At 53.3% G+C, this 13,033-nt stretch carries 15 protein-coding genes; 14 read left to right on the top strand and 1 reads right to left on the bottom strand.

Annotated elements, in window-relative coordinates; all coding sequences use genetic code 11:
- Positions 1–39 precede the first annotated feature (39 nt).
- The 14 genes from urtA to AC6R0L_RS08890 all read left to right on the top strand — a co-directional run bounded on the left by urtA (position 40) and on the right by AC6R0L_RS08890 (position 12,601).
- Positions 40–1,323: an urea ABC transporter substrate-binding protein gene (gene urtA, locus AC6R0L_RS08955; RefSeq protein WP_334552934.1), complete on the top strand. Its 1,284-nt coding sequence runs from the start codon at positions 40–42 to the stop codon at positions 1,321–1,323.
- 125 nt (positions 1,324–1,448) lie between these two features.
- A complete protein-coding gene (urtB, locus tag AC6R0L_RS08950; RefSeq protein WP_500628934.1) occupies positions 1,449–3,032 on the top strand; it encodes an urea ABC transporter permease subunit UrtB in 1,584 nt (527 codons plus the stop codon).
- Positions 3,033–3,053: 21 nt separating this feature from the next.
- On the top strand, positions 3,054–4,217 hold the full coding sequence (urtC, locus tag AC6R0L_RS08945) for an urea ABC transporter permease subunit UrtC (protein WP_500628933.1): 1,164 nt from the start codon (positions 3,054–3,056) through the stop codon (positions 4,215–4,217).
- Between the two features lie 2 nt (positions 4,218–4,219).
- On the top strand, positions 4,220–5,059 hold the full coding sequence (urtD, locus tag AC6R0L_RS08940) for an urea ABC transporter ATP-binding protein UrtD (RefSeq protein ID WP_334553423.1): 840 nt from the start codon (positions 4,220–4,222) through the stop codon (positions 5,057–5,059).
- Position 5,060: 1 nt separating this feature from the next.
- Positions 5,061–5,756, top strand: a complete 696-nt coding sequence (urtE, locus tag AC6R0L_RS08935; protein WP_500628908.1) for an urea ABC transporter ATP-binding subunit UrtE — start codon at positions 5,061–5,063, stop codon at positions 5,754–5,756.
- Positions 5,753–6,673 (top strand): urease accessory protein UreD, encoded by a 921-nt coding sequence (locus AC6R0L_RS08930; RefSeq protein WP_500628907.1) that lies wholly within the window; start codon positions 5,753–5,755, stop codon positions 6,671–6,673. Before urtE ends, AC6R0L_RS08930 begins: the two co-directional genes overlap by 4 nt.
- A gap of 112 nt (positions 6,674–6,785) precedes the next feature.
- Positions 6,786–7,088, top strand: a complete 303-nt coding sequence (gene ureA, locus AC6R0L_RS08925; protein ID WP_500628906.1) for an urease subunit gamma — start codon at positions 6,786–6,788, stop codon at positions 7,086–7,088.
- Positions 7,089–7,134: 46 nt separating this feature from the next.
- A complete protein-coding gene (locus tag AC6R0L_RS08920; protein WP_500628905.1) occupies positions 7,135–7,467 on the top strand; it encodes an urease subunit beta in 333 nt (110 codons plus the stop codon).
- Positions 7,468–7,561: 94 nt separating this feature from the next.
- Entirely contained in the window at positions 7,562–9,265 is a 1,704-nt protein-coding gene (gene ureC / locus AC6R0L_RS08915) for an urease subunit alpha (protein ID WP_500628904.1), read from the top strand.
- A 10-nt stretch (positions 9,266–9,275) separates the two neighbouring features.
- A complete protein-coding gene (gene ureE, locus AC6R0L_RS08910) occupies positions 9,276–9,731 on the top strand; it encodes an urease accessory protein UreE (RefSeq protein WP_334552921.1) in 456 nt (151 codons plus the stop codon).
- A gap of 103 nt (positions 9,732–9,834) precedes the next feature.
- Complete coding sequence (locus AC6R0L_RS08905; protein WP_500626230.1) at positions 9,835–10,404, top strand: HupE/UreJ family protein; 570 nt, start codon at positions 9,835–9,837, stop codon at positions 10,402–10,404.
- A 12-nt stretch (positions 10,405–10,416) separates the two neighbouring features.
- On the top strand, positions 10,417–11,094 hold the full coding sequence (locus AC6R0L_RS08900) for an urease accessory protein UreF (RefSeq protein ID WP_500628903.1): 678 nt from the start codon (positions 10,417–10,419) through the stop codon (positions 11,092–11,094).
- A gap of 41 nt (positions 11,095–11,135) precedes the next feature.
- Positions 11,136–11,768 carry an urease accessory protein UreG gene (gene ureG, locus AC6R0L_RS08895; RefSeq protein WP_500628902.1) on the top strand — a complete coding sequence of 211 codons (633 nt, stop codon included), beginning with the start codon at positions 11,136–11,138 and terminating at the stop codon, positions 11,766–11,768.
- Positions 11,769–11,866: 98 nt separating this feature from the next.
- The gene (locus AC6R0L_RS08890) at positions 11,867–12,601 is read left to right on the top strand and encodes a TrmH family RNA methyltransferase (RefSeq protein WP_500626227.1); all 735 of its coding nucleotides are present in this window, start codon (positions 11,867–11,869) and stop codon (positions 12,599–12,601) included.
- 13 nt (positions 12,602–12,614) lie between these two features.
- Here AC6R0L_RS08890 and fdxA read toward each other — a convergent pair whose 3' ends face one another.
- Positions 12,615–12,938, bottom strand: coding sequence for a ferredoxin FdxA (gene fdxA / locus AC6R0L_RS08885; protein WP_334553421.1), 324 nt, complete (start codon positions 12,936–12,938; stop codon positions 12,615–12,617).
- Between the last annotated feature and the right edge of the window lie 95 nt (positions 12,939–13,033).

The following is a 13,033-nucleotide window of genomic DNA, read 5'->3' as shown; positions in this document are numbered from 1 at the left end:
CAGGTTGAATAACCATTCATCTATAAGGAGATAGCCACTATGAACATGACGTTCAAACTGAAACTGGCCGCTTTGGGCACCACACTCGCACTGAGCTCGTCTTTGGCATACGCAGAAGAGACGATCAAAGTCGGTGTGCTCCACTCGTTGTCCGGGACGATGGCGATCAGTGAAACCACACTGAAAGATACCGTGCTGATGTTGGTCGATGAGCAGAACAAAAAAGGCGGTTTGCTAGGTAAAAAACTCGAAGCCGTGGTGGTGGACCCTGCGTCCAACTGGCCATTGTTTGCAGAGAAAGCGCGCGAATTGATCGAGAAAGAAAAAGTCGACGTGGTGTTTGGTGGTTGGACGTCGGTATCACGCAAATCCATGTTGCCTGTGTTTGAAGAGCTCAACAGTATCTTGTTCTACCCGGTTCAATATGAAGGGGAAGAGTCGTCGAAAAACGTCTTCTACACTGGCGCTGCGCCAAATCAGCAGGCGATCCCTGCGGTTGATTACCTCATGAATGAACTCGGCGTTGAACGCTGGGTATTGGCGGGCACTGACTACGTCTATCCGCGCACTACCAATAAGATCTTGGAAGCGTACCTCAAAGCCAAAGGGGTGGGTGAGTCTGACATCATGATCAACTACACGCCGTTTGGTCACTCTGACTGGCAGTCAATTGTCTCTGACATCAAGAAATTTGGCGCAGAAGGGAAGAAAACCGCGGTGGTCTCGACCATCAATGGTGATGCGAACGTGCCTTTCTACAAAGAGCTTGGGGCGCAAGGCGTCTCATCGGAAGACATTCCCGTGGTGGCGTTCTCTGTGGGTGAAGAAGAGCTTTCGGGTATGGATACCTCACCACTGGTGGGCCACCTTGCCGCTTGGAACTACTTTATGAGTGTCGATACAGACAGCAACGCAGAGTTTGTCGAAACATGGCAAGCGTTCATCGGCAGTGAAGAGCGTGTCACGAATGACCCAATGGAAGCGCACTACATCGGCTTTAACATGTGGGCGCAAGCGGTGACGAACGCAGGTACGACCGACGCACAAGCCGTTCAAGATGCATTGATTGGTGTCTCTGTACCTAACCTCTCAGGGGGGTACTCGACCATGATGCCTAACCACCACATCACCAAACCGGTTTTAATTGGTGAAATCCAAGATGACGGTCAGTTCGATGTGGTGTGGGAAACAACAGGTTTAGTCGCTGGTGATGCTTGGTCTGACTACCTTCCTGAGTCGGCGAAACTGTTCTCAAGCTGGTCGAAACCTTTCTCTTGCGGCGCGTTTAACGTCGAAACCAAGCAGTGTTCAGGTTCTAATTAATCTCCACGATTGGCGCCCGGCTTTTACGTGGAAGCTGGGCGTCTTTTTTCTGTTGAGACCCTTTCCTTTTCACCCACGCAAGGACAGACATCATGAGGCCAAGGAGTGCGCCGATTATCAAGTTTATGTGGATCAGTCTATTGAGCCTGATCGGGTTGAATCTCGCCAATGCACAAAGTCAGGAAGACTTTGCCAGCATACTCAATGGCAAGAACAATCAAGCGAAAGAGCAAGCCATGACTTGGCTGGTGGAGACGCAACCAGTGGAGGTAGCGAAGCCTATTTTGACCGCCTGGCTAGAAGGCGATCTCTACAGCTTAAAAGCCAACAAGCAAGATCTTTACATCGCGCCTGAGCTCAAAGCACAACAAACCGCCACTCAGGTTTGGACGGGCGAGACACTCATTATTGAAAGTAAACGTCAGTTTAGCAAAGTGCGGGTGAATAACGCGTTGCGTGGTCTGATTCGCGCTGAAATCGCCTCACTGGGCCTAAGTAGTGATGATGAAGCGGTGCGACTTGCGGCGGTGACGGCGCTGGTGGGCAATACAGAGCCCAGCGTGGTAGCTAAGTTTCAAAAGCGTCTGGTGAGCGAAACCTCGCCCGCTGTGATTGAGCAATTGCATCTGGCGTTGGCGGTGGACAGTGCCCTCAATGCGAGTGATCCGGGCCAAGTGGCGGCGATTGCGCTGCTGTCGGATTACAAACAGCCAGTGGTGGTGCAAACCCTCAATGCAGTGTTAAGCCGTGAGCAAGATGAGGAAGTGATTGAGGCGGCGCAAAAGGCCCTCGACCGCTACCAACAGAGCCAGCGTTTGTATTCGGGGGTGGAGACCCTTTTCTTTGGTCTTAGTTTAGGTTCGGTATTGGTGTTGGCCGGCATTGGCTTGGCGATCACCTTTGGTGTGATGGGCGTGATCAACATGGCGCACGGTGAGCTTATCATGCTTGGCGCTTACACCACTTACGTTATGCAGCAATTGATGCCCAATCACATTGGGTTGGCGTTGATACTTTCTATCCCGGCGGCGTTTGTCGTCTCTGGGTTGGTGGGCGTTGCGATTGAACGCAGTGTGATTCGCCATTTGTACGGACGACCGCTGGAAACCTTACTGGCGACGTTTGGTCTCAGCCTGATTCTGCAACAAGCGGTGCGCTCGGTATTTTCGCCGCTTAACCGCTCAGTCAGCACGCCGGATTGGATGTCCGGTGCACTCAGCATCAACCCCATGCTCTCTCTCACCTATAACCGCTTGTACATCATCCTATTTTGCGCATGCGTGTTCATTGGTTTGGTGATGGTCTTGAAAAAAACACCTTTGGGTCTGCAAGTGCGCGCGGTGTCGCAAAATCGAGCGATGGCTCGTGCGATGGGGATCCGCTCAGAGCGTGTCGATGCCATGACGTTCGGCTTAGGTTCCGGGGTTGCCGGTATTGCAGGTGTTGCGCTGTCTCAACTCACCAACGTGGGGCCCAATATGGGACAAGCCTACATCATCGACTCCTTCATGGTGGTGGTATTTGGCGGCGTTGGCAATCTGTGGGGCACCTTAGTGGCGGGGCTCGGCCTTGGGCTGTTTAACAAAATATTGGAGCCTTGGGCTGGCGCGGTACTGGCGAAGATCTTGGTGCTGGTGTTTATCATCCTATTTATTCAAAAACGTCCTCGTGGGCTCTTCCCACAACGTGGCCGAGCGGCAGAAGGTTAAGGAGTTCACATGAGTCAATCTATTCAGTCACGCTCGGTAGTGCTGTCGGCGATGCGAGGCGACAAAGGTGGCCAAGTGACCGTGGCGCTCATTCTGTTGGCGGTGGTGTTAGTGCCCTTGGCCAATACCTTGCTGCCCGTCGGTCATCTCTTTCATGTCGAGACATTCACGCTCTCTCTGATGGGTAAGTATCTCAGCTATGCCATGCTCGCCTTAGCGGTGGATCTGGTGTGGGGCTACCTCGGCATTTTGAGTTTGGGCCACGGCGCCTTTTTTGCTCTTGGCGGCTATGCGATGGGCATGTATTTGATGCGTCAAATTGGCGATCGTGGTGTGTACGGGAATCCGATTCTGCCGGATTTTATGGTGTTTCTAAATTGGCAAGAGCTGCCGTGGTTCTGGCTTGGTTTTGATCAGTTTTGGTTCGCGTGTGTGATGGTGGTGTTAGTGCCGGGGGCGCTGGCTTACCTGTTTGGTTATTTGGCGTTTCGGTCTCGCGTGTCGGGGGTCTATTTGTCGATCATCACCCAAGCGCTGACCTATGCCCTGATGTTGGCATTTTTTCGCAACGAAATGGGCTTTGGCGGCAACAACGGCCTCACGGATTTTAAAGACATACTTGGTTACAGCTTGCAGCAAGACAGCACGCGCATCGTGTTGTTTATGGCCACCGGTCTGATGCTGGCCCTGAGCTACTGGGTGTGCCGCACTGTGGTGGCCAGCCGCCTTGGTCGCGTGGCGTTGGCGATTCGCGACACCGAATCCCGCACTCGATTTATGGGTTATGACGTCGATGGTATCAAGCTGTGGGTGTTTGTCCTTTCTGCGGTGATCGCGGGCATTGCGGGGGCGCTTTATGTCCCGCAAGTGGGCATCATTAATCCCGGGGAATTTGCGCCGCTCAACTCGATTGAAGTGGTGGTCTGGGTAGCGTTAGGCGGCCGCGCTACCTTGTTCGGCGCGATTGTTGGTGCTTTGGTGATCAACTATGCCAAAAGCTGGTTCACCGTTGAGTTCCCAGAGGTGTGGCTCTTCGCCCTCGGGGGCATGTTCGTGCTCTCGACTATGTACTTCCCGAAAGGGTTGATGGGGTTTGTCAGCGACAAGCTCGCGAGGGGCGACACGCCCAAGCGTCGTAGTGCAAGCGATGAGGAAAGAGATAAGAGCAAAGAGGTGACGGCATGAACATGACCCAAACAACATTGACCGATTCGGTCAAGCAACTGACCCGTCGTGATGAAGTTTTTTCGTTTCTCAAGCCCGATACCCACCCGTTGATTGATACGCGGCACAACATTTTGCTCTATGTTGAAGGCGTCAACAAAAGCTTTGACGGCTTTAAAGCCATCAACGACTTGAACTTGTACATCAAAGAGGGCGAGCTACGCTGCATCATCGGCCCCAATGGTGCGGGAAAAACCACCATGATGGACATCATCACGGGCAAAACCAAACCCGACAGTGGGTCGGTGTGGCTTGGCTCTAACATCAACCTCCTGAAGATGAATGAGGCGCAAATTGCCAATGCCGGCATCGGACGTAAGTTCCAAAAGCCGACGGTGATTGAATGCTTAAGCGTGTGGGAGAACCTTGAGCTGGCGATGGCGGGCGTACGCTCTGTGTGGGGTACGTACATCGCGCAGCTATCAGGCGAGCAGAAAGACAAATTGGAGTCAGTGCTCACGCTGATTGATTTGCAAGACAGTGCAAGGCGACTCGCCGGTAACCTGTCGCATGGTCAAAAGCAGTGGCTTGAGATCGGTATGCTCTTGATGCAAAACCCGAAGCTGTTGCTCATCGATGAGCCGGTCGCGGGGATGACGCACCAAGAGATGGATCGCACCTCTGAGCTGCTTAACTCGCTCGCCGGGAAACACTCGGTCGTGGTCGTTGAGCACGATATGGATTTCGTCCGTTCAATTGCCAGCCATGTCACTGTGCTCCACCAGGGGCATGTGCTGGCAGAAGGGACGATGGACCACGTCCAGGCCCATCCGCAAGTCAAACAGGTCTATCTGGGAGAGTAGTATGTTGACCATCAATGGATTGAACCAATTCTATGGCGAAAGCCACACCCTGTGGGACTTGAATATGACGATCCCCAAAGGCAAATGTACCGTACTCATGGGGCGCAATGGGGTGGGGAAAACCACCTTATTGCAGTGCATTATGGGGCTGGTGAAGGTACAAAGTGGCGACATCAAACTGGGTGATCAGTCATTAATTAAACGTGACGCCGAAGACCGCCCGCGACTCGGTATCGGTTATGTGCCGCAAGGACGGCAAATCTTTCCGATGCTCACCGTGCAAGAGAACCTTGAAGTGGGATTGCCGATTCGCGCCAAAGGCGATCGCCAGATCCCAGAATTCATTTTCGAGCTGTTCCCGGTGCTTAAAGAGATGCTTCATCGCCGCGGTGGCGATCTGTCGGGAGGGCAGCAGCAGCAACTGGCGATTGGCCGTGCTCTGGTGGTCAACCCGAGTCTACTGATTTTGGATGAGCCCACGGAAGGCATCCAGCCCAATATAGTGCAAGAGATTGGCGACATCATCCGCATGCTCAATCAGCAATATGGTCTGACGGTATTGCTGGTGGAGCAAAAACTGCCTTTCGCCCGCAAAGTGGGTGATGAGTTTTGCATTTTGGATCGCGGCCGGCCGGTGGCCAATGGCCCCATGGAGGCGCTCAATGACGCGCTGATTAAGGAGTATCTCACCGTATGATGTGTGACCCTGCTGTGGCATTTGCCTTGAAGGATGCCAATGACAACGACAAACCCAGCCTTGAACAAAAACTCGATTCTGATACTCGCTCTGGCTGGAAAGCAAAACTGGCGCTGCTGTTTACCGACCGAGGAGATAAAACGGTGATCAAAGAGCGCCGGCAGCAAGGCCCGCTGGCGATACAGCGCCCGCTTTATCCTGAGGGGCCGGTGTGCCATACCTATTTGTTGCACCCGCCTGGCGGTGTGGTCGGCGGCGACACGTTAGCCATCGAGGCACAGGTGCGAGAGGGGGGGCATGCACTGGTCACGACCCCCGGCGCTACCAAGTTTTATCGTTCATCGGCGCGTTTTGCTCGCCAGACGCAAATACTGCGTGTGGCGTCAAACGCCACCTTAGAGTGGCTACCGCAAGAGAACATCTTTTTCCCCGATGCCCACGCGCGATTAGATACACAGATCCACCTAGAGCGTGATGCACAATTTATGGGCTGGGAGATGCACTGTTTTGGGAGACCCGCACTAAATGAGGGCTTTTCAAGTGGGCATTTGGTAGGAAAAACAGAGATTTACTACCAAGGGAGCAAAATACTCAGCGAAGGGCTCAATATGAAAGGTGGTGATAAAGCTCTGATAAATAAGGGCTTACTTGGTTTTCCAATGATGGGCACTTTTTATATCTCCTCACAGGACGAGGACTTAATCAAGCTGGTACAGAGCTTGCTCTGCTCTATACAAGATGATGTGGGTAAGGCGTCGCTGGTCATTGGTGCCACTCAGCTGGAAAACCTGATAGTCGTCAGGGCATTAGGGCAATGGAGTGAAGTGATTCTGGCCAGTTTTGAGCGTATTTGGCAACAGATCAGGTTGCACTGGTTTGGCGAGAAGCCACAGCCTCCGAGGATCTGGGCTACCTAATAAGGTGGACTGAGAGTGTGGATGCAAGCTGACTTACTCATCTACAGCACACTCAACCATAAGCATGAGAGTGCAGGCGGCGGAACAAAGCGATGAATTGCGAGGGATAGCAATGGAACTCACCCCGAGAGAGAAAGACAAATTACTCATTTTTTGCGCGGGCCTGTTGGCGCAAAGTCGCAAAGATAAAGGGCTAAAACTCAACTACCCAGAGTCGATTGCGCTGATCAGTAGCGCCATTTTAGAAGGCGCTCGGGAAGGAAAAAGCGTCGCCGAATTGATGGATTACGGGCGTACGTTGCTTACGGTAGAGGATGTCATGGAAGGGGTCGCCAGTATGATTCCGGACGTGCAAGTTGAGGCAACGTTCCCAGACGGCACCAAACTCGTCACCGTGCACGAGCCGATTGTGTAGTCAGTGAGGGGTAAAGGCAAAGTCAATAGGACGAGGAGAAACAAGGATGGCAGGGACGACAATCGGTAAGGGTTGGGCGCCGGGTCAAATCGACACCGCCGCCGGTGAGATTGCGCTCAATGTGGGCCGCCGCACCGTCAAAGTGAGCGTTGAGAATGTCGGTGACCGCCCGGTTCAAATCGGATCGCATTACCATTTTTTCGAAGTGAATGAAGCCTTGGTGTTTGACAGAGAGCTGGCGCGCGGGTTTCGACTCAATATCCCCGCCGGTACGGCGACGCGATTTGAACCCGGCCAATCACGCAGCGTTGAGCTAGTGGAATACGCCGGAAAAGGCGAAGTGTACGGATTTCAAGGCAAGGTGATGGGCAAGTTATAGCTCGATAGCGTTACACCACCCAGTTACAGACATGTTTACTGACAAGTTGATAGACGAATGGGTAATGCGCACACGCAACAGACAAGGATAAGTCATGGCAAACATCTCTCGACGGGCATACGCCGAAATGTTTGGGCCAACAGTCGGAGACAGAGTTCGCCTCGCGGATACCGAATTGTGGCTTGAGGTAGAAAAAGATTACACCGTCTACGGTGATGAAGTGAAATTTGGTGGCGGGAAGGTGATTCGCGATGGCATGGGCCAGAGCCAAAGACCAAGCCAAGAAACCCCAGATTTGGTGATCACCAATGCCGTTGTGCTCGACTATTGGGGCATTGTCAAAGCCGACGTGGCGGTCAAAGATGGTCGCATTCACGCGATTGGCAAAGCAGGCAACCCCGATGTTCAGCCCGGTGTCACCATAGTGATTGGCCCGGGTACTGAGGTCTTGGCCGGCGAAGGAGCGATTCTCACGGCCGGCGGCATCGACTCGCACATCCATTTTATCTGCCCACAACAAATTGAAGAGGCGCTCGCCTCGGGTGTTACCACCATGATTGGCGGCGGCACTGGCCCGAACACCGGCACCAATGCGACCACCTGTACGCCAGGCCCGTGGAATATGCATCGCATGCTCGAATCCCTAGATGGCTTTCCAATGAATTTTGGCTTGCTTGGTAAAGGCAATGCCAGCCAACCAGACGCACTGCGAGAGCAAGTTACGGCAGGCGCGGTGGGGTTGAAACTGCATGAAGACTGGGGGACGACCCCAGCTTCTATTGATACCTGCTTGACGGTAGCGGATGAGATGGACGTGCAGGTGGCGATACACACCGATACCCTCAATGAATCCGGCTTTGTCGAATCGACATTGAATGCGATCGGCGATCGCGTCATTCACACCTATCACACCGAAGGGGCAGGGGGCGGTCACGCGCCAGATATTATTCGCGCCGCCGGCGAAGCCAATGTGCTGCCGTCGTCGACCAATCCGACACGCCCGTACACCGTTAACACGGTCGATGAGCATTTGGACATGTTGATGGTGTGCCATCACCTCTCACCATCCATTGCAGAAGATGTGGCGTTTGCGGAGTCTCGCATCCGTCGAGAAACCATCGCCGCCGAGGATATTCTTCACGACTTAGGCGCTTTCTCGATGATCGCTTCCGATTCACAGGCCATGGGGCGAGTGGGTGAAGTGATCACACGCACTTGGCAAACCGCGCACAAAATGAAAGTGCAGCGCGGCAGTTTGAAACAAGATTCTAGCTACAGCGATAATTTTCGTTTGAAGCGTTACATTGCTAAATACACCATCAACCCGGCGATCACTCACGGGATGGCCCATGAAATTGGTTCGATTGAAGTGGGGAAATTGGCGGATTTGGTGTTGTGGAAACCGGCTTTTTTCGGCGTCAAACCGAGCGTGATTTTGAAAGGCGGCATGATAGCCATGGCGCCGATGGGCGATCCGAACGCATCTATTCCGACTCCGCAGCCGGTCCATTACCGTGGCATGTTTGGCAGCTACGGCAAAGCGGCGCAAAAGACCTCGATGCTGTTTGTCTCGCAAGCCGCTCACCAAGCCGGGATTGCCGCTGAACTTGGCTTAGGCAGTCAAATCGGTGTGGTGAGCCACTGCCGTGACATCCGTAAAGCCGATATGAAGTTAAACGACTGGCAGCCGTACATCGAAGTGGACTCGCAAACTTATCAAGTTCGCGCGGATGGCGAGTTGCTGGTGTGTGAACCTGCAGACGTGCTGCCGATGGCGCAGCGCTATTTCTTATTCTAGGAGAACAACCATGATCGAACTGACGGAAATTGCTCAGGAGATAACCATTCAACCCCACACATTTCTCAGTTTGCCGATCGACAGCCGTATCAAAAGCCGCTTGAAGGTCAAATTGGATGATGGCCGTGACGCGGGACTATTTCTTCCTCGCGGACACATTTTACGCGGGGGAGAGCAGCTCAAAAGCCCATGCGGATTGGTGGTTGAGGTGATTGCAGCGCCAGAAAGTGTCTCGACCGTCTACTGCAGTGACCTGCATTTATTGACGCGCGTTGCTTACCACTTAGGAAACCGCCATGTGCCGTTGCAAGTGGCGTTTGGTTGGGTACGTTACCAGCATGATCACGTACTCGATGACATGGTTACAGGGCTCGGCGCGAAAGTGACGGTCGAGCAAGCGGCCTTTGAGCCAGAAAGTGGTGCTTATGGCGGGCGTTCTGCTGGGGGCCATCATCACCATCACTAAATGGCTATTTGATAGGGCGCGCGCGTTGTCAACGTTGACGACAGCGTGGCCAGTTTCTCTTTCAACCTATTTCAACGGATAGATGACTTACAAGGACAGTGTTATGCGAATCTCTTTTATTCCCTCCGTCGGCGCATTTGCCGCCACCACGATGGCAAGCCCAGTATTTGCTCACCCCGGCCATGAGGGCGGATCTTTTTCGGCTGGATTGACGCACCCTGTGACCGGGTTGGATCACCTCGTCATGCTGATTGCGTTCGGCATGCTGACTGCGTGTCTATCGGTCAGTTGGCGCGGCAAAGTAACGCTGATGCTAGCGGCACTCGCGACGTTATTACTGGGGCTGAGCGCAGGCAAAGTGTTTGGCGGATTTGGTGGTGTCGAGCTGGCGATTGGAGCCTCACTGTTTGTGGTCAGCGGCGCCATATGGCAGTCATTCAATCGCTCCAAGCCGCTATTGAATTTGGCGGTTGGCCTCAGCGTTGGGCTGATGTTCTTTCATGGTTACGCGCATGGCGTTGAATCAACGGGCAGTGTTCTTCCCTTTGCCAGTGGCATGTTGACCGCCGCCGCCGGTTTGATGGTGCTGGGCTTACAGTTTGGCCGAGCGTTGTCGAGCCCTTGGCTATCGGTTGGCGTCGCGTCTGCTAGTGCTTTGATTCTGCTGCCGTAACGGATGTAGCCAATGATGAGCGAACCTCGCGCGGTGTATCGACTGTTCCAGCTGATCAGTCCCTCTTTGCCTATCGGCGGGTTCACCTACTCGCAAGGGCTAGAGTGGGCGGTCGAAGCACAATGGGTGACCGACAAAGAGAGCATGCACCAATGGTTGAGCAACATGCTGTTCAATAGCGTGGCGACCTTAGAACTGCCGTTGATTGACAGATACTGCGAGGCGCTGGCGAATGCGGACATCGCGCGCATTCAATCACTCAGTGACACCCTGTACGCCAGCCGTGAAACCAAGGAGTTGCGCGCTGAAGAGTCTCAGAGAGGACTTGCCCTCAAAACGCTTTTGGTGCAACTGGGGGTGGATCACGACGCGTTTCATCACCCTGAGGTGAAAATCAATCAACTGCTCGGTTTGTGTGTCGCCGCCGAGCAGTGGCAGATCGAACCTGAATCACTCAAACAAGGCTATCTTTGGAGCTGGGCGGAAAATCTTATTATGGCTGGGGTGAAATTGGTGCCCCTTGGTCAAACGGATGGCCAGCGAGCGCTGATCGCTCTTAGTGACGAATTTGAGCACGCCATCGCGCACGCTCGGCAGATTGAAGAGTGGATGATGGGCAGCTTTACCCCCAGCGTCTCCATCGCCAGCAGCTTACACGAGACACAATACACGCGACTATTTCGCTCATAACGTCTGTGCAGTTTTGTACATAGAATTGGAGAAGAAGGACAATGGAGAGTTACAAACAGCCATTAAGGGTCGGCATTGGCGGCCCGGTAGGTTCAGGCAAAACCGCGCTATTGGAAGTGCTGTGCAAAGCGATCCGCGATAAGCTCAACATCGCGGTGGTCACCAACGATATCTATACCCAAGAAGACGCGAAGATCCTTACTCGCGCCGAGGCGCTTGAGCCCGATCGCATCATCGGTGTCGAAACCGGCGGCTGTCCTCACACGGCGATCCGCGAAGACGCCTCTATGAACCTCGCCGCAGTGGAAGAGCTGGCCAAACGCCATCAAAATCTCGATGTGGTGTTCATTGAAAGTGGTGGTGACAACCTCAGTGCGACCTTTAGCCCTGAGCTCGCCGACCTGACCATCTACGTCATTGATGTAGCGGAAGGGGAAAAAATACCGCGTAAAGGCGGACCGGGCATCACACGCTCGGACTTACTGGTGATCAACAAAATCGATCTTGCGCCGTATGTTGGAGCGTCTCTTGAAGTGATGGAGTCGGATACCCAGCGCATGCGCCCGACCAAACCGTTTGTGTTTACCAACTTAAAAGAGAGCCAAGGGCTGAGCACCATCATTGATTTCATCGTGACGCAAGGGATGTTGACTATGAAAAGCACGTCAGTTTGACGTGCTTGAAAGGCTAGGTGCCAACACTCGCATCTCGGCGCGGTTTAGGGTTATACTCCCCGAGTTTTTTACTGGGTTAACGCACGTCGGGGCGATGAATGATATCGAAAAACCAACTCAAATTACTGCGCGCATTGGGACAAAAGAAGCAGCGTAAAGCCAATGGACTGTTTTTAGTTCAAGGTGAAAAGAACGTCCTAGAGCTCATCGTGAGTGATCTTGAGGTCAAACAGATTTTCGCCACCCGAGATTTTCTCGACAAGCATCAAGAGGCGCTGAGCGATTACGATTGTGTTGAAGCGAGTTTGGATGAGTTGACGAAAGCCAGCACATTGGTGAGTAATAATTCGGCCATCGCCGTGGTGGCGATCCCTAACTTGCCAGTGCCAAAAGCGCAGGGTTGGCTCATCGCGTTAGATGGCGTCAGCGACCCCGGTAATCTCGGGACCATCATTCGTGTCGCCGACTGGTACGGCATCAAACACATCATCGCCAGTCAAGATTGCGCCGACCCCTATAACCCGAAAACCATCAGTGCGACCATGGGCAGTTTTGGTCGCGTCAGCGTGACGCAGTGCGATCTGCCGGCCTATCTTGCCAGTGCCAATTTACCCGTTTATGGCGCATTTCTAGAGGGCGAGAGTGTGCACACGACGCAGTTTGCACCGCAAGGCATCATCTTGATGGGCAGTGAATCGCACGGTATTCGAGAGCATGCCGCTCAACATGTGAGTGACAAAATCACCATTCCGGCGTTTGGCGGGGCAGAATCACTGAATGTCGCTATGGCAACGGGCATTATTTTGGACAACCTGCGCAGGCAGCATCAGTAGGTCGAGCGTCGGTCTATTTCTCCAGCATGCCGAGCTTATTGGGCACGCCATTCCACTTTTCAGCCTCGTCCATGGCGGGTTTGACTTCAGTGAGATTGGGCCACAGTTCGGCAAGTTCGGCATTCAACTCAATGAAGACTTGCTGATCTTCCGCGAGTTCTTCTTCTTGGAAGATGGCGTTGGCGTCGCATTCAGGTACACACAAGCCGCAGTCAATGCAATCTACAGGGCTTATCACCATGAAGTTCGGGCCTTCATAGAAGGCATCGGCAGGGCAGACCGCGACACAGTCTGTGTATTTGCATTGGATACAGTTATCAGTCACGACAAAGGCCATGGTGTGCACTCATCTTGGTTCATTTTCGAATCGGCGATAATACCCATCCCGCTGCGTTTGAGCAATCCTCCGCCGAGACAAAAAGTGGTTTTCGT

Source organism: Vibrio sp. R15-SG3-ISO1A, from assembly GCF_059833955.1.
Note: the sequence above shows the minus strand (reverse complement) of the source record. Positions and strands in the feature narration are given on the sequence as shown.

What these genes read in the sequence shown, in the direction of transcription:
- AC6R0L_RS08930 (WP_500628907.1), top strand. Translation starts at nt 5,753, where the DNA reads ATGATGTGTGACCCTGCTGTGGCATTTGCCTTGAAGGATGCCAATGAC.
- ureA (WP_500628906.1), top strand. Translation starts at nt 6,786, where the DNA reads ATGGAACTCACCCCGAGAGAGAAAGACAAATTACTCATTTTTTGCGCG.
- ureE (WP_334552921.1), top strand. Translation starts at nt 9,276, where the DNA reads ATGATCGAACTGACGGAAATTGCTCAGGAGATAACCATTCAACCCCAC.
- ureG (WP_500628902.1), top strand. Translation starts at nt 11,136, where the DNA reads ATGGAGAGTTACAAACAGCCATTAAGGGTCGGCATTGGCGGCCCGGTA.
- fdxA (WP_334553421.1), bottom strand. Translation starts at nt 12,938, where the DNA reads ATGGCCTTTGTCGTGACTGATAACTGTATCCAATGCAAATACACAGAC.
- AC6R0L_RS08900 (WP_500628903.1), top strand. Translation starts at nt 10,417, where the DNA reads ATGATGAGCGAACCTCGCGCGGTGTATCGACTGTTCCAGCTGATCAGT.
- ureC (WP_500628904.1), top strand. Translation starts at nt 7,562, where the DNA reads ATGGCAAACATCTCTCGACGGGCATACGCCGAAATGTTTGGGCCAACA.
- urtE (WP_500628908.1), top strand. Translation starts at nt 5,061, where the DNA reads ATGTTGACCATCAATGGATTGAACCAATTCTATGGCGAAAGCCACACC.
- AC6R0L_RS08890 (WP_500626227.1), top strand. Translation starts at nt 11,867, where the DNA reads ATGATATCGAAAAACCAACTCAAATTACTGCGCGCATTGGGACAAAAG.
- urtB (WP_500628934.1), top strand. Translation starts at nt 1,449, where the DNA reads ATGTGGATCAGTCTATTGAGCCTGATCGGGTTGAATCTCGCCAATGCA.
- urtD (WP_334553423.1), top strand. Translation starts at nt 4,220, where the DNA reads ATGACCCAAACAACATTGACCGATTCGGTCAAGCAACTGACCCGTCGT.
- AC6R0L_RS08920 (WP_500628905.1), top strand. Translation starts at nt 7,135, where the DNA reads ATGGCAGGGACGACAATCGGTAAGGGTTGGGCGCCGGGTCAAATCGAC.
- AC6R0L_RS08905 (WP_500626230.1), top strand. Translation starts at nt 9,835, where the DNA reads ATGCGAATCTCTTTTATTCCCTCCGTCGGCGCATTTGCCGCCACCACG.
- urtA (WP_334552934.1), top strand. Translation starts at nt 40, where the DNA reads ATGAACATGACGTTCAAACTGAAACTGGCCGCTTTGGGCACCACACTC.